Here is a 20422-nt window from a genome sequence, read left to right on the forward strand (position 1 = left end):
CTATTGCCGCTCTACCCGGTAATCAGTGACCGTCTGGTCGCCATCGAGGAATTGCGAAGCCGTCGATTTCCGATCCACATCAGGATGCTCTTGGGCCATGACTGAATATCGAGTCGCAGAATGTGCATCAACAAAACTGTGTTCTGCTTGTGGAGGCTCGCCGTGGATCGATGGAGCCGCGCCCCCGATTGTGTTCCAGCCCGGTCGATGAGGGTTCTCAGAACCGTCCAGCCGCGCGATCGGGTCTTCTCTGGACTCGAACGATGTGACCGAGGTAGAAGTAGGGATGTCCATCCGTCCGATCGGGGACCCCGCGGTCACCACCTGTTGAACGTTGAGCCCCTGCGGGTCCGCGGCGATCGCTCCTGCGGTGATCCCGCCCAGACTGAATCCAGTCAGCATGACCGGCGCATTTCCGTCCCGAACCTCGGGGATGCTTCGTAGGATCTCTCGAACCGAGGAGGCCAAGGCTGAACTGTCGCCGTACCGCATGGCCATGACGTCTGAGGTGAGGTCGTTCGGCACCGCCCCTGCTCGAGGGTCCCAGACCTGCGTGCTCGGAATCTGTACAACGAACCGCGGACCGTCCGGGGTGTCGATACGGATGACACGAACGTCGCCACTCTCCTTCGCCCCGATCCCATCGATCTGCGCTGCGCCCGCCCAGAGCTGTCCGAGAGTCCTAGGACGAACGTTGCCGTTCGCATCCACGTCGAGCGGAGCTCGGTAGTCTTCGGCGTCACTGTACTGGGGCCTACCGAAAGTCGCCTGCGCGATGTCGTCAAGATCGCCCTTCTTCTTCGCGGAGTTGTCGGCTGACGATTCTGCCCACGACGCTCGACCATCGTCGAACAGCCCGACCCCATGACCTTCATGCACCAGGAGCGACAGCAGGGTGTTGTACCCGAGGTCACCGCGGGAACCGAGAATCGACTGGAACGCTGCGAGGGAGAAAGCGCTCGCGTTGCTGACCGAGAAGTTCGACGCGAAGGCCGCCGCGAGGTTGGTCGCGAAACCCCCAGATTCCGTCCAGCTCGAGGCTTCTCCGACCGCTTCCCACAACGAAACCGCCAAGGCTCGGACACCCTCAGCACCGACGCCGAGCGCGAGGGCATTCGTCACCATACTGACAACAACGCCGGTGGTCAGAGGAGCCAGAGTCAAGAAGAGCGTGCGATCGAAGGCGGCCTCTACGACGGGAATCGCAACGACCAGCGCAGCCTCAGCCGTCTGGTACACCTTCACGATCGACGCCGTGATCACCACGAGCGCCTCGGTCGAAGCGACCGTCACCCCGAGCTGCACCGATGCGGTCAGCACTGCCGACTCAGCCGCGACGGCCGTTCCCGGCGACAGGATCGCCGACGCCAACAGATCACCATCTGCCGAGATCGCCCCGACCTTCGGCACCAACGGCAGCGCGTACGCATTGAGGTCCGTCAGCCCGTTCGTCATCCGGTCGAGTTCGGCGAAGTCGACCTTCAGCCCTTCAGACATCCCTGTCCCTGTCCCTGATCAGTCCTGCGACGAGGCTCAGCAGCTCCGTACGGATGTCCTCGTCGGTCTGTGCCGTCACCGTGACGGTCCCGGCGTCGGTGATGAGTTCTGGCGTGACCTCGGTGCCGCGCGCCTCGGACTCGAGTCCGACGCCCATCCGCAGCCAGCCTCGGGTGGTCCCGAACCAGTTGCCGGCGAACACCGGCCCGTGGTCCAGCGTGAACGCCTTCACGCGAAACCCCGAGTGCACCGGATCAGCGAGCCCGCGGAAGAGGTCGACTGCCTCGGCCGGCACGTGGAGCTCGCGCACGACGGCGTCGAGCAGGCGCGGATCACGCTGGCCGATCGCGTCGACGAGCGCCTGCGACGCGACCGTGCTGACGGTGACCGCCCCGCGGGCCGGGTCGCCGACGACGACGGAGGGCACGAGGTCCGCCAGTGTCGACCACGCCTGGTCGAGCGTGGTCCCGCGCAGACGGGCAGAACCATCCCCGTGCACCGTCAGGTGCGACGCGGCCGACGCCTGGATCACGGTGGAGTGCGCGGTCGTCGCGTCCGGTGTCCACGCGGTGACCTGGATGACGATCGACCCCGTGTTCTGCAGCGCGAGCGCCAGCAGGAACGGCGCGTCGACGTCCTCGGCCCACGAATCGGCGTCGAGAGCGGGAGAACGCTCCAGCACACCTCGCGAAGCAAGCCCCGCCACGAGGTCGTCCCGACCATCCCCTTCGGGCACGAACGACGGCAGCACGAGGCCGGGCAGGTGGGAGCGCAGCGTCTGGAGCTCGTCCACGGACAGCTCCCACTCGATGACGTCGGTGCTCGGCGCCGCGCTCATCCGACGCCGTTCCGCATCGCTGCCCCACGCACGTCGAGCCAGTCCTTCGAGCCCGCCTCGGGCGGTGCGGGGACTTGCCCGATGAACGCCCGGGCGCTCGACACCTGGGAACTCGAGACCTCTCGTCCGTTGACCTCGTGCACGGACACGCGGATCTCGTCCGGGTTGCCGGACAGCGCTGCCCCGACGACGTTCATCAGTCCGTTCACGGCACCGCTGGCGACGTCCTTCACCCTGTCGACGACGTTGGCGACCAGGCTGGACGCCTGGTTCCAGAGATCACGCGCAATCCGCTCCGCCTCGGCGATCTTCGCCTTGACGGCATCGACCGCCTTCGCATGTGCTTCGAGCGCCTCCGCTGCATCGTCGAGCAGCTGGGCCTTCTTGCCGAGCTCAGCACCGGATTCGTGGACGCGCCGACGCACTGCATCAGCCGCCTTGGACGACGAGAGCGCGTCGGCCTGCGCCACGAGCCCGGAAGCTCGTGAGCGCAGACCGGCGGCGTCGTTGCGGAGCGTGCGGGCTTTGGCCCGCAGGTTCGCCATTTCCCCGTACACAGTTCACCCCCGTAGCGGCACCACGCGGGTGCCGCACACGACGGACCGGCTCAGCGACCCAGCTTCGACGCCAGCTGCTGGTCCACGTCACCCAGCGTGGTCGCCGTGGTGCGCAGGAACTGCGCCAGGTCGTTCAGCCCACCGATGGTGTTCTGCGCACCGGAGGTGAAGCGCTGGTACGCGTCGTTGTACGCCCCCGACGACCGGTCCGTCTGGAACCCCGCCTGCGTCAGCGATGCGATCTGCGCCTGCAGCTTCGACAGCGTCGCGTTGATCTCGTCACGACCGGCAAGCAGCCGGTCCGCGTTGCCGTTGAGCTCCTGGTAGGACACGTTGATGTTCGGCATGGTCATCCCCTTGTTCGGTTCTCGTCGCCAGCCCCTCCGACGACATCTGGCACGCTACCAGAGGAGAAGAATTCCTCACCCATGCGATGGGAAAGAGGGAGCGCGACCTGCACGCGGGTGACCCGCCCGGAGTCGACCATGAACCCCCGTCCGAGCGGGAAGTCCGACCGCGTACAGCGTGGGAACGCGGTCCGGAACAGCGTCAGCCCATCGGTCTCCTCCGGCTGCAGGGCGATTCCCGCGCGGGCCGTCTTGAGCTCCCCGAACAGCTGCCAGGCGCTCGGCGCGGTGACGGTGTCGGCCTCGGCGAGGACGAACACCCCTGCGCGCCGAGCGGCCTTGATCAACCGCGCAACCTGCGACTCGGCTGGCAGCCCCTCGAAGTCACCGACGTTCTCGATCACGATGAACGGCGACGGGTCGATCGTCCCCCCGGCTTCCAGCGACGACGCCAGCTGGCCGGCGAGAGCGTCGGCCGAGTCGGAGTCGCTCGCGACCGCAGCCCAGTCCGCGGCGTCCCGGAGCGCGCTCCGTCGGCCGACGACCAGGTACGCCGGACGGTCCGGGTACGTCGCCGTGACGGACCCGATGAGCGTCCGCATCGTCGTGCTCCGACCGGACCCGAACGGCCCGGTGACGACGAAGAGACCATCGATCGGGATGCCGACGGCGGCCAACGTGTCGTCGGCCAGCCCGATCGTCGGCCGCCCGCCGACGGAAGCCGGCAGCGCCGAGACGTCGACGGTCGCCGGCAGACGACGGATGGACGGCGTCGCGGCCACACCCTGCCCGACGAGCGAGACGGCGAGCGCCTCCACCGCGCCGGCCTGCACGACGAGGTCGGCACTCCCCGCCGGGACGGCGATCTGCACCTCGTGCGATCCCACGAGTCCACGCCCGGGGACGGCGTCCTCGAGCACGTCCGCGGCGACGTCGGCCGCGTTGTACTCGATGTCGCTCGCGAGCCGCAGCACGATCCGTTCGCCGATGTTCGCCTGCAGGTTCGTCGGCAAGGCCCCGACACGGTCGGCCGACATCACGAGGTGCACGCCGAGCGCCCGCCCGGTGGAGGCGATCGCGAGCACCTGGTCGAACAGCTGCAGCGTGCCCGGTCGGAACTCGTACTCGTTCCGGAACGCGCCCATCCCGTCGACGAGCACCAGGATGCGCGGCTCCGCCTCGCCGGTGACGGCCCGGTACTCGGTCAGGGAGGAGGCTCGGGCCGCCGCGAACCGCTGCGAACGGTCCGAGATGGTCGCCTCCAGATCGGCCAGGAGGCGCGTGATGCGTTCGTCGTCCGGCCCGCTGATCACGGACCCGACGGTGGGCAGCGCGTCGAGCATCGAGAGCCCGCCGCCGCCGAAGTCGAGTCCGTAGACCTGCACGGGGTGCTCGCCGGCCACGGAGGACGCGGCGATGGCGACCGCGCGGAGCACCGTGGACTTGCCGGAGCCACCGGTCCCGAGGACGGCGACGTTGCCGACGACGTCGAGGTCGACGGCGTAGGCGGTCTGCTGCTGGTGTTCCGGGACGTCGAGCGTGCCGATGACGAGGGACGCTCCGTCGGATCGCCCGACCGTGCCGAGGTCGACGGTCTCGCCGAGCTGGTCGAGCCACGGCTTCCGCGGGATCGCGAGCGAGCGTCGGTCCGCCGCGGCCGCGATGGTGCCCGCGAGCCGTTCGATGTCCTTCGCGCGAGCGGTGTCCCGCGGCGCCCGTGCGGCACTCGGCCACATCGTGCCCGGCCCGAACGGGAAGTCCTGCACGTCGATGTCGGGCTCGTGCACGACGTCGTCCGACCGTCCGCCGAGGTACGCCGTCTGGAAGTCCAGGACGCGCCCGGGTCCGGTCTTCGCCGCAGCGCGCCCGGGGGTGCCCGGATCGAACCATGCGGCGTCGGGTACGCCGAGGACGTCGGCGCTGTCCACCTCGTCGGCGACGCGCAGGGCGATGCGGAGGTTCGTGTTCGCGCGCAGGGAGTCCTTGATGACCCCGCTCGGCCGCTGCGTCGCCATCACGAGGTGGAGCCCCAGCGAACGACCACGCTGTGCGACGTCGATGACCCCGTCGATGAACTCGGGGATCTCGGAGGCGAGGGCGGCGAACTCGTCGATGACGATCACGAGCGACGGCGGCGCTGCCGGATCGCCGCGCTGCTCGAGCGTGACGAGGTCCTTCGCGCCCCGCTCGTTGAGGAGGTGCTCGCGGTACCGCAGCTCCGCACGCAACGACGTCAGCGCGCGGCGGACCAGGTGCGGGTTGAGGTCGGTGACGAGTCCGACGGTGTGCGGCAGCCCGACGCACTCGGCGAACGCCGCACCGCCCTTGTAGTCGACGAGCAGGAACGTCACGCGGTCCGGGGCGTACTCGGCCGCGATCCCCATGATCCACGTCTGCAGGAACTCGCTCTTGCCGGAACCCGTGGTCCCGCCGACGAGGGCGTGCGGACCCTGGGTCCTGAGGTCGAGCGCGAGCGGCTCGCTCGGCCCCTGCCCGATGACCGCCCGGATCCCGCCGGCTTCGCGACCGGCGCCAGGCACCCAGTCCGCGGTGATGCTGTCGTTCTTCGCCCAGCGGCTGACGACGGCCAGCGGTTCCCCGGCGAGGTCGCCCTCGTACAGGTCGACGAACGCGACGCTGTGCGGCAGGTCGGTCTCGTCGAGCACGCGGGCGCCGGTGTCCTGGACGGGTGCGATGGCCCGGGCGACGGTCGCGGCCTCGATCACGTCGACACGGTCGAGTTCCTCGAGCACGACCGCCTGGCCGGACCGCACGAACCCGACGGTCGCCGTGCCGGTGGAGCGGTCGAGGGAGATGTACGTCCGGCACACCACCGGCAGCGCCTGCTGCGTCGAGGCGAGCCACAGCACGAAGACGCCGAAGTCCGCGCCCTCCTCGGCGAGCGCCACCAGTCGAGCGCGGTCCGCTGGGGCCTCCGCGGTGACGATGATGAGCACCGCGGGGGTCGCCGGCAGCCGGTCGACGGACTCGCCGTGCTCCTCGTCGAGCGCATGTCCCTCGTCCAGACGGGACCGCACCTGCTCGCCGCGGCCCGCGCCGGCGTCACGGCGGGTGGCGACGAGCCCCTCGAGTTCCGCGAGCAGCGTCGACGCGCCCGCGAAGTCGCTGACCAGCCCGCCGGACCGGAGCGGGCTGTACGCGGAGTCCACGTGCGGCAGCCACTTCAACCACCCCCACTGCTCCGTCGTGGTGCCGCCGGCGAAGGCCGTGACGACGAGGTCGGCCGGGCTGTGCAGGCCGACGAGCTGCACGACGAGCGAACGGGCGACGTCGTCGGCGGCGAGCCCGGTCCCGGCGACGCCGATCGCACCGGCACGTTCGAACGTCTCGATCACCGGGACGGGGCCGACGGTGGCGTACTCGTCGGCGAGTGCTTCTGCGCGGTTCCAGTCGTCGACGCTGCCGGTGTTCTTCGACGGCAGCGTGATCGACGCGCGCGACGGCTGCGTCCCTGCGCCGAACCGGACCTCGAGGAAGGTGGTGTGCTCGGGCTTGCGCGTCCAGAGCAGTTCGGACCGCGTCCGCATCGCCGCCGTCACCACGGCGGGTGCCGGCGACTCGGCGACCCGGGCGTCGATCTCGCGCACCCGCTCCGCCGCCAGGCGCGTGCGGACGTCCGCGAGCGATTCCTCGAAACGTTGCCGTTCGTCGCGCTTCCGCCGCTTGACCTGCACACGCTGGTCGATCCACGTCCCGATCATGATCACCGGGGACAGCGCGATGAAGATGAGCGTGTACGGCTGCTTCGTGACGAGGAACAGCACGGCACCGAGCACGATCGGGGCGATGATCGCGATGATCGGGAGCCGTGGCTTCTCGCCGGGGACGGGGATCTCCGGCAGCGTGAACGACCGACCCCGGTACGCGGGGTCCACCCGCGGAGACCGCGAGAACTCCGACGGCGTCTCGGCGGCACCCGGGAGCGTCGGGAGACCGCTGGACGCGAGCGGCACGATGCGGAGCCGGGACTCCCCCACCTGCACCTCGGACGACGGCTCGACGAAGGCCCGTGCGACGAGCCGTCCGTCGACGGAGACGCCGTTCGCGGAGTTGAGGTCGACGACCTCGATCGTCTCGCCGACCGTGACCGAGGCGTGTCGGCGGGAGACCTCGTCGTCCCCGGCGAGGTACACCTGCGCCATCGCGTCGCGTCCGATGAGGTTCACGCCGCGCGAGAGCGTGTACTCGTGCCCGGCCTCCGGACCGGCGAGCACCTGCACGACGGCGGCAGGCGCGTCCTCCACGTCGTCCCCACGCCGCCGCTCGGTGACCGGCACGACCTCCACCCGGCAGCCGGACCGCAGCGAGGACTCGTGCACCGTCGCCGACGGGTTGAGCAGCCGCGCCTGCGGCCGGTCCGGGAACTGCACCCGCAGCGTGAGCGGGTGCACCCCGGCCGGGCTACCGGTCGCCAACCGGTTCGCGAGGCTCCCGATCGTCGCGGTCACGTCCGCCGTCACGACGACGTCGCGATCGCCCTCTGCCGTGCCGCCGATGGTCATCTTGAGTTTCACACGTCACCCCCGCGACCATCTTAGGGAGCGAGCGCGACGAGCGCCGCGTCTCCGCGGCGGTGCCGCGCGCGACGAGCGCCGCGTCTAAACGGCGGTGCCGATCGCATCGAGCTCCGCCACCGCGTCGGCCGGCAGCGCGAAGCCCGCCGACGCGACGTTGTCGCGCAGGTGCGCGACCGACGACGTCCCCGGGATCAGGAGCATGTTCGGCGACCGCTGCAGCAGCCACGACAGCGCGACGGTCAGGCGCGACACCTCGAGCCGGGCAGCGACCGCATCGAGCGCCTCGGACTGGATCGGCGAGAAGCCGCCGAGCGGGAAGTAGGGCACGAAGGCGATCCCCTGCGCAGCGGTGAGGTCGACGAGGGGGTCGTCCTCGCGGTGCGCGACGTTGTACAGGTTCTGCACGCACACGACCGGTGCGATGGCCTGCGCCTCCGCGAGCTGGTCGGCGTTCACCGTCGAGAGCCCCAGGTGGTTGATGAGCCCCTGCTGCTGGAGGCCCGCGAGCGCCTCGAACTGGCGAGCGATCGAACCGGGGACCGCTCCTTCCATGCCGCCCATGCGCAGGTTCACCACGTCGAGTCGCTCGACGCCGAGGTTCCGGAGGTTGTCGTGCACCTGCTCGACGAGCTCGTGCGGCTCCCGCGCCTCGGGCCAGCCGCCCTGCTCGTCGCGTCGAGCGCCGACCTTCGTCACGATGCGCAGGTCGTCCGGGTAGGGCGCGAGCGCCTCGCGGATGAGGCCGTTCGTCACGAACGGGCCGTAGTAGTCCGAGGTGTCGATGTGCGTGATGCCGAGGTCGACGACCTCGCGGAGCACGCGGATCGCCTCGTCGTGGTCGGCGGGCGGGCCGAACGCCCCCGGTCCGGCCAGCTGCATCGCGCCGTACCCGACACGGGTGAGTTCGAGGTCGTCGGCGAGACGGTAGGTACCACCGGGGAGCGTCGTGTTCGTCATGTCGTCCACGATCCTCCCGGACCGGGATCGGTGACAGGCCCCGTCGGTCCCTGGGACCGGCAGTCCTAGGAGCGGTACCCGACGATCCGGCGGACCGCTTCCTCCACACGGGACCGTCGCTCGCGGGCGTCCACCGGCTCCACGAGCACGGCGTCGGGCAACGACGTCTCCGCGTGGACCACGGCGAGCACGTACCCGAGCAGCTCCGCCGCGTCGAACACGTCGGTGTCGACCGCACCGCCACCGGACCCGGCGAGGACCCCGACCGCCTCGGCGAACGGGACACCGTCCACGTCAGGGGCCGTTCCGCCCGCAGCCACGTGGTCGAACAGGTCACCGGCGAACCGGGGCAGGTCCTCCGGGTCGAACCGCACGCCGCCGAACATCGTCATGACGCGATCCTACGGAGCCTCGCGCTTCGCGGGCTTCGGGAAGGCGGAACGCATGTGGTCGGACGTGAGCACGTCGCCGATGCCGATCATGAGCACCGAGAAGACGATCTGCTCGATCACCATCCAGAACGGGTAGAGCCCGGGGATCGCCGCGATGATGAGCGTCACGATCGGGAAGATCCTGCTGAACAACCGCAGCCGCTGGTACGCCCAGTAGTAGCCGAGCTGCGCACGCCAGGCGAACACGTACAGCGTCAGCGTGATGAGGAGCACGACCGTCGCCCGGAACCACACGGCCCACGGGATCGTCTCGCCCGCTCGCGTCAGCAGGATCGCCACGACGATCGCGGCGAGACCCACCACGGTCTCGGCGACGAGCAACCAGCGGATCCGCCGGAACGACCGCACGGTCGCGGGGTGCGCCAGCATGTCCTCACGGATCACGTAGTCGGCCTGTCGGCCGCCGGCCAGGCGGTCGAGCCGGAGTCGGCACCACAGCCGGTCGGCCCGGTCCGCGATGGATTGCTGCGTCACCCGTCCATGGTGCCGTATCCGGCGCGGATCACGTGCCACGAGCCTCCCGTCCGGTCAGCCGGGAGGCTCGGATCGCGACCGGCGCGCACCCCGCGCGACCCGGTGGCCGGGTCCACGGCGTCAGCCGGCCGGCAGCAATTCGGCACCACCCAGGATGGTGGTCGTGTTCCAGTCGAGGATCACGAGCGAGTGCACCTGGGGCGGCAGGATCTGCGGGACGCGCACGTCGATGACCGTGGACGTCGCGCCGTGCGCGATCGTGCCGACCTCGACGGGGTCGCCGTCCGGGACCCACCGAGCCTCCTGCCCGGTGCCCACCACGTCGCCGCCCGTCAGCTGCACCCGGACGTCCGCCGTCGCGAGGTCGGTCCGGAAGTCCGTGATCGTGACCCGCAGCGCACGATCGCCCGACCTCGTCACCGTGACGTGGCCCGTGGTGTTGACGCCGATCGGGATGATGTCACCGTCCACCGGCAACCCGGTGCGGTACCAGGGCTCCGGCTGTGGCGGCATGGTCGCGACGGCGTTCGTCGGTGCACGCTCGACGGCCGTGTGCGCCGTCGGGGCAGGAGCGAGCAGCCAGAAGTACACGGCTGCGGCGACGACGACGCCCGCCGCTCCGATCGCTGCCCAGCCGTTCGGTGTGGGCCCGTGCCCGGGTGACATGCACGGAGCGTACGCCCGTGCACGTCGTTCCGGGGAGGGGTCAGGTGCGCTTCCGGCGCTCGCGGACGCGCATGTTCACGGTGATCGGCGTGCCAGCGAAGCCCCAGACCTCGCGCAGACGCCTGGTGATGAACCGGCGGTACTGCGGGTCGAGGAACTGGGTCGTGAAGAGCACGAACGTCGGCGGCTGGCTCGCGGCCTGAGTGCCGAAGAGGATGCGCGGCTGGCGCCCGCCACGGACCGGGTGCGGGTGCTCCTGCACGAGCTCGGCGATGAAGGCGTTGACCTTGCCCGTCGGGATACGGGTGTCCCACGATTCGAGCGCGGTCTCGAGGGCCGGGACGAGCTTCTCGAGGTGTCGGCCGGTCCGGGCCGAGATGTTCACGCGCGGCGCCCACGCCACGTGCGCGAGGTCCTGTTCGATCTCACGCTCGAGGTAGCGACGGCGCTCGTCGTCGAGCAGGTCCCACTTGTTGTACGCGAGGACCAGTGCGCGACCGGACTCGAGCACGAGGTCGATGATGCGGAGGTCCTGCACGGACACCGGCTCGGTGACGTCGAGGACGACCACGGCGACCTCGGCCTTCTCGAGCGCGGCCGTCGTGCGGAGCGAGGCGTAGAAGTCGGCGCCCTGCTGGAGGTGCACGCGCTTGCGGATGCCGGCGGTGTCGACGAAGCGCCAGACACGGCCGCCGAGCTCGACCTGCTCGTCCACGGGGTCGCGGGTGGTGCCGGCGAGCTCGTTCACGACGACGCGCTCTTCACCGGCCGCCTTGTTGAGCAGCGAGCTCTTGCCGACGTTCGGGCGTCCGAGGATCGCCACGCGACGCGGGCCGCCGATCTCCTGCTTCGCGACCGCGGAGACGTCCGGGAGGGTCGTGATGATGAGGTCGAGGAGGTCGGCGACACCACGGCCGTGGAGCGCGGAGACCGGGTGCGGCTCGCCGAGCCCGAGGTTCCAGAGCTCGTAGGCGTCGAGGTCGCGGCGGTCGTCGTCGGACTTGTTCGCCACGACGATCACCGGCTTGTCGGTACCGCGCAGCATCTTCACGACGTGCTCGTCGGTCGCGGTGATGCCGACCGTGACGTCGACGACGAACAGCACGGCGTCGGCGAGGTCGATCGCGACCTCTGCCTGGAGCGCGACCGAGGCGTTGATGCCCTTCGCGTCGGGCTCCCACCCGCCGGTGTCCACCAGGGTGAAGCGCTTGTCGTTCCACTCGGCCTTGTAGCTCACCCGGTCGCGCGTGACGCCGGGGACGTCCTGCACGACGGCTTCGCGGCGACCGATGATGCGGTTCACGAGCGCGGACTTGCCGACGTTCGGACGACCGACGATCGCGAGGACCGGGAGTGCCGGCAGGTACGCGACGCCGTCCTCACCGAACTGCGCGGAGTCGAGGAGCGCGACGTCTTCCTCGTCGAGGTCGTAGTCCTCGAGGCCGGCGCGGAGTGCGGTCGCCCGCTGCTCCGCTTCCGACTCGTCGAGGCCCGCGAGACGCTCGCCGAGGGCGTCGTCGTACTCCGGGAAGTCGTCGTGCTCTGGTCCGTTGTCCAGCTGCGCCATGGTGGGTTCCTTGCCGGCGGCCGGTCGGCCGCGTGTGTTCGGGCCCGTCGGGCCGGTGTCTCCGGGCCCGTCGGGCCGGTGTCAGTGTCCGGCCGCGCGGGCCAGGTCGACGACCGCCTGCACGGTCTGGTCGAAGTCGAGATCGGTGGAGTCGAGCGTCGTCACGCCGTCCGCGGCGTTCATGAAGTCGACGACCTTCGCATCGGCTGCGTCACGTCGGGCGAGTGCAGCCGAGGTCTCGGCGGCCGACTGGGTCGTGACCTCCGCCGAGCGTCGGGCCATTCTAACCTGCTCGTCGGCGGTCAGGAGGATCCGCACGTCGGCGTCGGGCGCGACGACCGTCGTGATGTCCCGGCCCTCGGTGATGATCCCCTTCGCATCGGTCTTGCGCATCACGTTCCGGAACAGCTGCACGAGGCGCTTCCGGACGTCGGGGAGCTTCGCGATGTGCGCCACCGCCGCCGTCACCTCCGGGCTCCGGATCGCATCGGTCACGTCGGTTCCGGCCACGCGGACGAAGTACGCGTCCGGGTCGGTGCCGATCTCGTAGTCGAACGTGTCCCAGCTCGCCAGGATCGCCGCGGCGTCGTCGAGGTCGACCTGCTGCTGGAGTGCGTGCCACGCCAGCGCGCGGTAGGCGGCGCCGGTGTCCTGGTAGCCGAACCCGAGGGCCCGAGCGGCTGCCCGGGAGACGCTGGACTTGCCGCTGCCAGCCGGACCGTCCACCGCGATCACGAACTTCGCGACGTACGCGCCGTCCGCGAGGCCGGCCGGCATCGGGTCGCGGGTCAGGCCCGGTTCGCCGCTGCCCTGGCCGTCGGCGCCGCCGATGGCGCCACCGGTCACCGGGCCGGGCTGGTCGACGGGCGTGGGGAGCCCGGTGTCGGGGCCGTCCGGCCCACCGGTCACGCCGGAGTCGTTCTGGTCGTTCAGGCCCATGCTGCTGCGATCCTCCATCCGCGGCTCTCGAGTTCGTCGACGAGTCGCTGTTCCTGCTCGGGCACGACCGACACCTCGACGATGCCGATCTGCGCTCCGGGTGAGTGCTCGAGGCGCATGTCCTCGAGGTTGATGCCGATCTCGCCGATGGTCGTGAGGAGCTCGGCGATCTGCCCGGGTCGGTCGTCCACCAGGACGACGACCTGGGCGAAGCGCTTCGTGGTGCCGTGCTTGCCCGGGAGTCGCTCGACGCCGCGGTTCCCGGACGCCATGGTCTCGGCGATCGTCCGCGGCGCCCCGGGTGCCTCCGGGTCGGCGAGGGCGTCGATGACCTTCGACAGCTCGTCGCGGAGGTCGCTCAGGACCGGCCGGATGTGCGCGGCGTTCGCCCCGATGATCTGGACCCAGAGCCCTGGATCGCTCGCGGCGACCCGCGTGACGTCGCGGACACCGCCGCCGGCCAGTCCGAGCGCCGACTCGGGAGCGCTGCGGAGCCGGGAGGCCATCAGTGTCGAGACGAGTTGCGGGACGTGCGACATGATCGCCACGGCCTGGTCGTGCGGTTCGGGCTCCATCGGGACGACCGTCGCCTCGAGGTCGAGGGCGAGGGCTTCGACCACGGCCGCCCGGCGGTGCGTGATGTCGTCGTGGCCGGCGATCACCCACGGGCGACCGATGAACAGGTCCGCGCGCGCCGCGGTCGGGCCGCTGCGCTCGCGTCCGGCCATCGGGTGCGACCCGACGTACCGCGTGACGTCGGCGCCGGCGGCACGGAGACGCTCGAGCGGCACCGACTTCACGCTCGCCACGTCGGTGACGACCGCGTCGGGGTAGGCGGTGAGCTCCCGCTCGACGACCTGCGCGGTGACGTCCGGCGGGACCGCGACGACGACGAGCTCGGGAGCGTCGCCGTCGGCCGGACGACGGCCTGCGCCGTAGTCCACGGCGAGCGCGAGCGCTGCGGGCGAGACGTCGTCGAGGATCACCTCGACGCCCTTCTGCCGGAGGCCGAGGCCGATCGACGCGCCGAGCAGGCCGGCGCCGACCACGCGCACGGGTCCGCGGAGCCGGCGGTCGGGCTCCGGAGTCGTGCCGGGGGGCGTCTGGGTCACCGGGCAAGCCTACCGACCGGTCCCGGTCGTTCCGGATCGGTGAGTGCGATGGTCGCGGCACGGGCGGTCGCGAGGACCTCTTCCTCCGACGCGCGGGTGCCCAGTGCGGCGAACAGGGCCGCACTCACGGTGTCGAAGGCCATGCGCGCGCGGAGCCGCTCGGTCCAGGGTGCGTCCGCCGGGACGAGCCGATCGACGACCTCGTCGAACCACGAACGTATGTCGCCGCCCTCGTCCGCGAACTTCTGCATCATCGGACGGTTGGCGTGCGCGAACCGCATCCCGCGGATCCGGCCGGGCGAGGTCGAGTCCACCCAGCGCAGGGCGGTCCGGCGCAGCAGGTCCGGGCCCGGCGGCTGCTCGTCGATCCAGGCGAGCAGGGCGTCGAGCTCACCGCGGCGATCGTCCAGCAGCGCACGGATGATCGCTTCCTTGCTGGCGAAGTGGTAGTAGAGCGACGACTTCGTGACGCCGAGCGCCTCGGCGATGTCCCGGATGGAGGTGCCCTCGTACCCGCGGCTGGTGAAGAGCTCCAGCGCGACGCGGAGGATCTCCGCGCGGGTCTCGCTGCCGGGGCGGCGGGTCGAGGGCGCGTTGCTCATGGTCGCCATCCTACTTGCCGAACGATCGTTCGGTGGCTATCGTCGTGCTGACCGAACGATCGTTCGGCAATGATGGAAGGACGGACCATGCACGACCAACCGAGCATCGCGATCATCGGAGCCGGGCCGGGTGGACTGCTCTGCGCCCGGGTGCTGCAGCTCGCAGGGCTGGGGGTCACCGTGTACGACGCCGACGCCTCGCTCGCGTCCAGGAACCAGGGCGGCACGCTCGACCTGCACGCCGACAGCGGTCAGATCGCGATCGAGGACGCCGGGCTCGTCGACGAGTTCGCCGCCCTCGCCCGGCCGGAGGGACAGTCGAAGCGCATGGTCGCCCCGGACGGCACGGTGCTGATGGAGCACGTCGCGTCGCCGGACGAGTTCGCTGCGCCGGAGATCGACCGTGCCCAGCTCCGTTCGATGCTCGCCGGGTCGCTCGTGCCGGGGACCATCCGGTGGGGGCGGAAGCTGACCGAGGTCGTGCCGGGCGCCCAGCACGAGCTCGTCTTCGCCGACGATGCCGTCGAACGCGCGGACATCGTCATCGGTGCCGACGGCGCGTGGTCACGGGTCCGTGCAGCACTGACGGACACGCTCCCCCACTACACCGGCGTCAGCTTCGTCGAGGTGCTCTTCACGGCGGTCTCCGCGGCACACCCGGAGATCGCCCGACTCGTCGGTGACGGCCACCTGTGGGCGAACGGCGACGGTCGGACGATGGTCCTGCAGCGCAACAGCGACGACGTCGTCCGGGGCTACCTGGGGATGCGCGTGGACCTCGACTGGCTCGCCGCTGCCGGCCTCGGCACGGCCGACGGGCGCGGCGGGGTGCTGGCCGAGAGCCCGGCGCTCGACGCGAACGCCACGCAGTCGACCGACACCGAGCGGGTGCGGGACGAGCTGCTGGTGCGGTTCCGGGACTTCGCCCCCGAGCTGCTCCGCGTGGTCGCCGACAGCGAGGGCACGCTCGCGAACCGCCCGATCATGGCGCTCCCGACGCCGACGGAGTGGGACCACGTGGCTGGACTGACCCTGCTCGGGGACGCCGCCCACGTCATGTCGCCGTTCGGGGGCAACGGGGTCAACCTCGCACTGCTCGACGGCGCCGAACTGGCTCGGGCGATCGTCGGTGCGCTCCGGGACGGCACTGACGTGGACCGGGCGATCCGTTCCGCCGAGCGCGTCGTGATCGACCGTGGCGCATCGATCGGTCGGAGTGCGAACGAGGCGATCGTCGAGCACTTCGCCGCCGGCGGCCCTGATCTCGACGACGTGCCGGACTTCGACGTCGAGGCGGAACGCTGGCGCACGGGAGCCGAGGCATACCGTGCGGCGCAGCGTTCCTGAGCCTCGGCGATCAGTCGCTGGTCTCCGCGGAGTCCGGCCCCGTCGGCGCACTCGCACCGCGTGCGATGCCGAGCAACTTGCCGAGCTCGACGTTGCTCAGCTCACGGGTCCGGCCACTCGGCAGGCTCCCGAGGTGCAGCGGCCCGAACGACCGACGGACGAGCTCGTTGACCGGGTGACCGACGGCATCGAACATGCGGCGGACGATGCGGTTTCGGCCCGAGTGCAGTGTCACCTCGACCAGGGACTCGCCGCGCGACGATTCGAGCAGGCGGACCTTGTCGGCCGCGATCGGGCCGTCCTCCAGGTCGATGCCGTCGAGCAGCAGCTGGACCGTGGCGGGGTTGACGTTGCCGGCGACCTTCGCGATGTAGGTCTTGGTGACGCCGAACGACGGGTGCGCGAGCACGTGGGCGAGTGCACCGTCGTTCGTGAGCAGCAGCAGGCCCGACGTCTCGGCATCGAGCCGCCCGACGTTGAAGAGGCGCTCCTCGAACTTGTCCACGAACTGCGACAGGTCGGCACGGCCGCGTTCGTCGAGCATGCTCGACATGACGCCCGTCGGCTTGTTCAGCAGGACGTAGCGGCGCGAGGTGTCGACCTGCACGGGCACGCCGTCGACCGCGATCGCGTCGGTCTCCGGGTCGACCCGACGCCCGAGGGCCTCGACGACCGCACCGTTCACGGTGACACGGCCCTCGGCGATCAGGTTCTCGGCGACGCGTCGCGACGCGACACCGGCGGCAGCGATGACCTTCTGGAGGCGCTCACCGTCCGGCTGCAGGTCGGCCGGCGTCGCCGCACCGTCCGCTGCGTCCCACTCGGGGATGATCGGGCGTTCCGGGGTGCCCTCCACCGGGGTCCCTGCGGCGTCGCGCTCCCCCTCCGGTCGCGGAGTCGTCGCACGGTTCCGGACGGTCGCGGTCCCGCCGACGTAACGCCGACCGTTGTGCCAGACACGGCTGGCCTGCCCGTCGTCCTCGCGGCGGTCGCGGCCGCGGTCGTCCCGGCGGTTGCGCTGATCGCGCTGATCGCGGTCGGCGTTGCTCCACCGGGGGCGATCCGTCCGACGGTCCCCGGTCGGCGCGCCGCGGCGGTCGTCGTCGCGGCGGCCGTACCCACGATCGTCACGACCGCCCTGGGGTCGATCGTCACGAGCGCCCTGGGGTCGGTCGTCACGAGCGCCCTGGGGTCGGTCGTCACGAGCGCCCTGGGGTCGGTCGTCTCGACGGCCGTACCCGCGGTCGTCACGGCGGGCGGCGCCGCGGTCGTCACGACCGGGTCCGCCACGGTCGTCCTGACGCGGACGGTACCCACGGTCGTCGTCACGGCGAGCGTACGCACGGTCACCGGCGCCACGGTCATCGCGGCGCGGCCCACCACGGTCGTCCCGACGGGGACCACCGCGGTCGTCCTGACGCGGACGGTACCCACGGTCATCGTCACGACGGCCGTAGCCACCGCTCCCAGCGCCACGGTCATCGCGGCGCGGACCAGCACTGTCACCCCGGCGCGGACCACCCCGGTCGTCCCGACGGGGCGCCCCACGGTCATCCTGACGCGGACGGTACCCACGGTCGTCGTCACGACGGCCGTACCCACCGCTCGCAGCGCCACGATCGTCCCGACGGGGACCACCGCGGTCGTCCTGACGCGGACGGTACCCACGGTCGTCGTCACGGCGGCCGTACCCACCGCTCCCGGCACCACGGTCATCGCGACGCGGCGCCCCGCGGTCGTCCCGACGGGGCGCACCACGGTCATCCTGACGCGGACGGTAGCCACGGTCGTCGTCACGACGGCCGTACCCACCACTCCCAGCGCCACGGTCATCGCGGCGGGGCGCTCCGCGGTCGTCGTCCCGGCGGCCGTACCCACGGTCGTCCCGCTGGCCCGGCGCACCCGCGCGACCACCGGAACGGTCGCCGTACCCGCGGTCCGCACCACCAGGACGACCGGAGTACCGGTCCCCGTCGCGACCCGACCCGCCCGGGCGACCCGAGCCTCCAGTGCGGCCGCCGCCGGAGCGGCCGGCGTCTCCGCGACCCGCACCCCCGCGACCGGCGCCGCCGTGTCGTCCGTCCTCATACGCGGCCATCGGGGATCCCTTCGTTCTGCTCGAAGCCGTCGGCGCCGTCCTCCAGGAGGGGCGAGATGAGCGGGAGTTCATCGAGCGAGTTGATGCCGAGCTGCTGCAGGAGCAACCCGGACGTGACGTAGTTGATGGCACCGGTCTCGGAGTCGGTGAACGACTCCTCGATGAGCCCGCGCGCCACCAGCGTTCTGACGACCCCGTCGACGTTGACGGCCCGGATCGACGCGATCTGGGAGCGGGTGATCGGTTGCTTGTAGGCGACGACGGCCAGGGTCTCGAGCGCGGCCTGCGACAACCGCGAGGGGCGCTCGGCCTCGACGAACTGCTCGACGACGGCGTCGAGGTCGGATCGGACGTAGAAGCGCCATCCTCCACCGACCTCGCGCAGTTCGAACCCACGGCGGACGGTGCCGTCGACGCCGTCGAAGTCCGCGACGAGGCGTTCGATGGCCTGGCGGACGACGGGGACGGGCGCACCGACGGCCGCACCGAGGGAGACGAGAGACTGTGGTTCGTCCGCGATCATCAGGATCGCCTCGAGCTGCCGGTCGACCGGGGCGTCGCTCCGCGGAGCAAGGGAAGCAGGGGAAGCAGGGGAAGCAGCGGCAGCCTCGGGCGCACCGGCGGCACCGGAACGGATCGACTGCTCGATCGCCCGGGCGTCGGCGATCTCGTCCGCACCGCCGGGTTCGGCACTCGAGACGTCGTGGACGTCATCCGTCATAGTCGGCTCCAAGATTGGCGAGGCTCTCGTCGGTCCAGTGCTCCGCGGTCCACCGCAGGGTGAGCTCCCCGAGCGGTTCGTCCTGTTCGAAGGTGATCGACGCGTTCCGGTAGAGCTCGAGGATCGCGAGGAAACGAGCCACCACGATACCCGTCATGTCGACGCCGGCGACCAGTTCCCGGAACGAGACGTCCGGATCGCCCGACTCGGCGCGCGTGCGGAGGATCGAGACGACGACGGCTGCCTGCTCCCGGATGCTGACCAGCGGGGCGTGCAGGTGGTCGAGGCCGACGGTCGGGATCTCCCGTGGCGCGAAGGCGAGCGCTGCGAGTGCGGCGAAGTCCTGCACCGACAGCGTCCACACGAGCTCCGGCGTGCGGGCGCGGAACCGTTCCTCGAGCCGGACGCTCCGGACGTGCCGGCGTGACTCGGTGTTCCAGCGCGCACCGAACCAGTCGGCGGCCTGTTTGAACGCCCGGTACTGCAGCAGTCGAGCGAAGAGGAGGTCACGCGCTTCGAGGAGTGCGACGTCCTCGGCGTCGACGAGTTCACCCTGGGGCAGGAGCCCGGCGATCTTCAGGTCGAGCAGGGTCGCGGCGACGACGAGGAACTCGCTCGCCTCGTCGAGCTCGTCCGCCGACTCCGCCAGTCGGACGTAGGTGATGAACTCCCCCGTGACCGCGCCGAGGGACACCTCGGTGATGTCCATCTCGTGCTTCGTGATGAGCGACAGCAGCAGGTCGAACGGACCGTCGAAGTTCCGCAGTCGGACGCGGAAGCCCGACCCGTCGGTGGCGTCAGGCGACGGCGCCACGCTGGACGAGCTCTCGTGCGAGCTGCCGGTAGGCGTGCGCCGCAGCGTGGTCCGGAGCGGTCTGGGTGATCGGGCGGGCCGACACCGTGGCGTCCGGGAACTTCACGGTACGGCCGATCACGGTGTCGAGCACGCTCTCGTCGAAGGTGTCGACGACGCGTTCCATGACCTCGCGCGAGTGCAGGGTGCGCGAGTCGTACATGGTGGCGAGGATGCCGTCGAGCTTCAGGGCCGGGTTCAACCGGTCGCGCACCTTGTCGATCGTCTCGATGAGCAGCGCGACACCACGGAGGGCGAAGAACTCGCACTCCAGCGGGATCAGCACGCCGTGCGCGGCGGTGAGGGCGTTGACCGTGAGCAGGCCGAGCGAGGGCTGGCAGTCGACGAGGATGACGTCGTAGTCCCCCGCGACCTTGCGCAGGACGCTCGCCAGGATCTGCTCCCGGGCGACCTCGTTGACGAGGTGGACCTCGGCCGCGGACAGGTCGATGTTCGCGGGGATGACGTCGAGGTACGGCGTGTTCGTCGGCTGGATGACCTGGTTCGGGTCCTTGATGGAGCCCATCAGCAGGTCGTACACGGTGGGGATGTCGTGCGTGCGGACACCGAGCCCGGCGGACAGGGCGCCCTGCGGGTCGAAGTCGACGGCGAGGACCTTGCGGCCGTATTCCGCCAGCGCGGCACCGAGGTTGATCGACGTCGTGGTCTTGCCGACGCCGCCCTTCTGGTTGCAGAGGGCGATGATGCGTGCGGGCCCGTGACCGTCGAGTTCCTCCGGGACGGGGAACTCCCGAACGGGCCGGCCGGTCGGACCGTACGTGGTCTCGCCGGTGCCGGGCTGTGTCGTCGGGTTGGTGCTCACCGGGCCATCGTACAAGCGCATCCGGTCGGAGCCG

The 20422-nt window shown here is 70.8% G+C and carries 19 protein-coding genes; 2 read left to right on the top strand and 17 right to left on the bottom strand.

From position 1 onward, the window contains the following. The 13 genes from ACO0E1_RS02655 to ACO0E1_RS02715 all read right to left on the bottom strand — a co-directional run bounded on the left by ACO0E1_RS02655 (position 1) and on the right by ACO0E1_RS02715 (position 14546). Positions 1–1497, bottom strand: a complete 1497-nt coding sequence (locus tag ACO0E1_RS02655; protein WP_422872777.1) for a hypothetical protein — start codon at positions 1495–1497, stop codon at positions 1–3. After that, positions 1490–2335 (bottom strand): hypothetical protein, encoded by an 846-nt coding sequence (locus tag ACO0E1_RS02660; protein WP_422872778.1) that lies wholly within the window; start codon positions 2333–2335, stop codon positions 1490–1492. Before ACO0E1_RS02660 ends, ACO0E1_RS02655 begins: the two co-directional genes overlap by 8 nt. After that, on the bottom strand, positions 2332–2880 hold the full coding sequence (locus tag ACO0E1_RS02665) for a hypothetical protein (RefSeq protein ID WP_422872779.1): 549 nt from the start codon (positions 2878–2880) through the stop codon (positions 2332–2334). Before ACO0E1_RS02665 ends, ACO0E1_RS02660 begins: the two co-directional genes overlap by 4 nt. Before the next feature lie 62 nt (positions 2881–2942). Beyond that, on the bottom strand, positions 2943–3239 hold the full coding sequence (locus tag ACO0E1_RS02670; protein WP_071270879.1) for a WXG100 family type VII secretion target: 297 nt from the start codon (positions 3237–3239) through the stop codon (positions 2943–2945). Positions 3240–3241: 2 nt separating this feature from the next. Beyond that, positions 3242–7774 (bottom strand): FtsK/SpoIIIE domain-containing protein, encoded by a 4533-nt coding sequence (locus ACO0E1_RS02675; protein ID WP_422872780.1) that lies wholly within the window; start codon positions 7772–7774, stop codon positions 3242–3244. Between the two features lie 84 nt (positions 7775–7858). Continuing rightward, the gene (locus tag ACO0E1_RS02680) at positions 7859–8734 is read right to left on the bottom strand and encodes an oxidoreductase (RefSeq protein ID WP_422872781.1); all 876 of its coding nucleotides are present in this window, start codon (positions 8732–8734) and stop codon (positions 7859–7861) included. Positions 8735–8799: 65 nt separating this feature from the next. Next, positions 8800–9126, bottom strand: coding sequence for a hypothetical protein (locus ACO0E1_RS02685; protein WP_422872782.1), 327 nt, complete (start codon positions 9124–9126; stop codon positions 8800–8802). Between the two features lie 9 nt (positions 9127–9135). After that, positions 9136–9660: a hypothetical protein gene (locus ACO0E1_RS02690; RefSeq protein ID WP_422872783.1), complete on the bottom strand. Its 525-nt coding sequence runs from the start codon at positions 9658–9660 to the stop codon at positions 9136–9138. A gap of 120 nt (positions 9661–9780) precedes the next feature. Beyond that, positions 9781–10326: a hypothetical protein gene (locus tag ACO0E1_RS02695; RefSeq protein ID WP_422872784.1), complete on the bottom strand. Its 546-nt coding sequence runs from the start codon at positions 10324–10326 to the stop codon at positions 9781–9783. A gap of 40 nt (positions 10327–10366) precedes the next feature. Next, complete coding sequence (der, locus tag ACO0E1_RS02700) at positions 10367–11893, bottom strand: ribosome biogenesis GTPase Der (RefSeq protein ID WP_281267471.1); 1527 nt, start codon at positions 11891–11893, stop codon at positions 10367–10369. 81 nt (positions 11894–11974) lie between these two features. Continuing rightward, entirely contained in the window at positions 11975–12670 is a 696-nt protein-coding gene (cmk, locus tag ACO0E1_RS02705) for a (d)CMP kinase (RefSeq protein ID WP_422873113.1), read from the bottom strand. Positions 12671–12822: 152 nt separating this feature from the next. After that, positions 12823–13944 carry a prephenate dehydrogenase gene (locus tag ACO0E1_RS02710; RefSeq protein WP_422872785.1) on the bottom strand — a complete coding sequence of 374 codons (1122 nt, stop codon included), beginning with the start codon at positions 13942–13944 and terminating at the stop codon, positions 12823–12825. Next, complete coding sequence (locus tag ACO0E1_RS02715; protein WP_422872786.1) at positions 13941–14546, bottom strand: TetR/AcrR family transcriptional regulator; 606 nt, start codon at positions 14544–14546, stop codon at positions 13941–13943. Before ACO0E1_RS02715 ends, ACO0E1_RS02710 begins: the two co-directional genes overlap by 4 nt. An 87-nt stretch (positions 14547–14633) precedes the next feature. Here ACO0E1_RS02715 and ACO0E1_RS02720 point away from each other — a divergent pair, with 87 nt between their 5' ends. After that, positions 14634–15893: an FAD-dependent oxidoreductase gene (locus ACO0E1_RS02720; protein WP_422872787.1), complete on the top strand. Its 1260-nt coding sequence runs from the start codon at positions 14634–14636 to the stop codon at positions 15891–15893. Positions 15894–15903: 10 nt separating this feature from the next. On the opposite strand, the gene ACO0E1_RS02725 is transcribed toward ACO0E1_RS02720, so the two are convergent. Then, positions 15904–16677 (bottom strand): pseudouridine synthase, encoded by a 774-nt coding sequence (locus ACO0E1_RS02725; protein ID WP_422873114.1) that lies wholly within the window; start codon positions 16675–16677, stop codon positions 15904–15906. 165 nt (positions 16678–16842) lie between these two features. Between ACO0E1_RS02725 and ACO0E1_RS02730 the strand changes: the two genes are divergently transcribed. Further along, positions 16843–18051 carry a hypothetical protein gene (locus ACO0E1_RS02730; protein ID WP_422872788.1) on the top strand — a complete coding sequence of 403 codons (1209 nt, stop codon included), beginning with the start codon at positions 16843–16845 and terminating at the stop codon, positions 18049–18051. Here the strand turns inward: ACO0E1_RS02730 and scpB are convergent. The 3 genes from scpB to ACO0E1_RS02745 are packed head-to-tail and all read right to left on the bottom strand — an operon-like array spanning position 17978 to position 20409. Beyond that, entirely contained in the window at positions 17978–18712 is a 735-nt protein-coding gene (gene scpB / locus ACO0E1_RS02735) for an SMC-Scp complex subunit ScpB (protein WP_422872789.1), read from the bottom strand. The two genes, ACO0E1_RS02730 and scpB, sit on opposite strands and share 74 nt — an antisense overlap. Further along, on the bottom strand, positions 18702–19526 hold the full coding sequence (locus ACO0E1_RS02740; RefSeq protein ID WP_422872790.1) for a segregation and condensation protein A: 825 nt from the start codon (positions 19524–19526) through the stop codon (positions 18702–18704). The genes scpB and ACO0E1_RS02740 overlap by 11 nt, the downstream gene beginning before the upstream one ends. Next, complete coding sequence (locus tag ACO0E1_RS02745) at positions 19510–20409, bottom strand: ParA family protein (protein WP_422872791.1); 900 nt, start codon at positions 20407–20409, stop codon at positions 19510–19512. Before ACO0E1_RS02745 ends, ACO0E1_RS02740 begins: the two co-directional genes overlap by 17 nt. Positions 20410–20422: the final 13 nt, after the last annotated feature.

This window comes from Curtobacterium guangdongense (assembly GCF_049341845.1).
In the GTDB taxonomy this organism is placed as follows: Bacteria; Actinomycetota; Actinomycetes; order Actinomycetales; family Microbacteriaceae; genus Curtobacterium; species Curtobacterium guangdongense.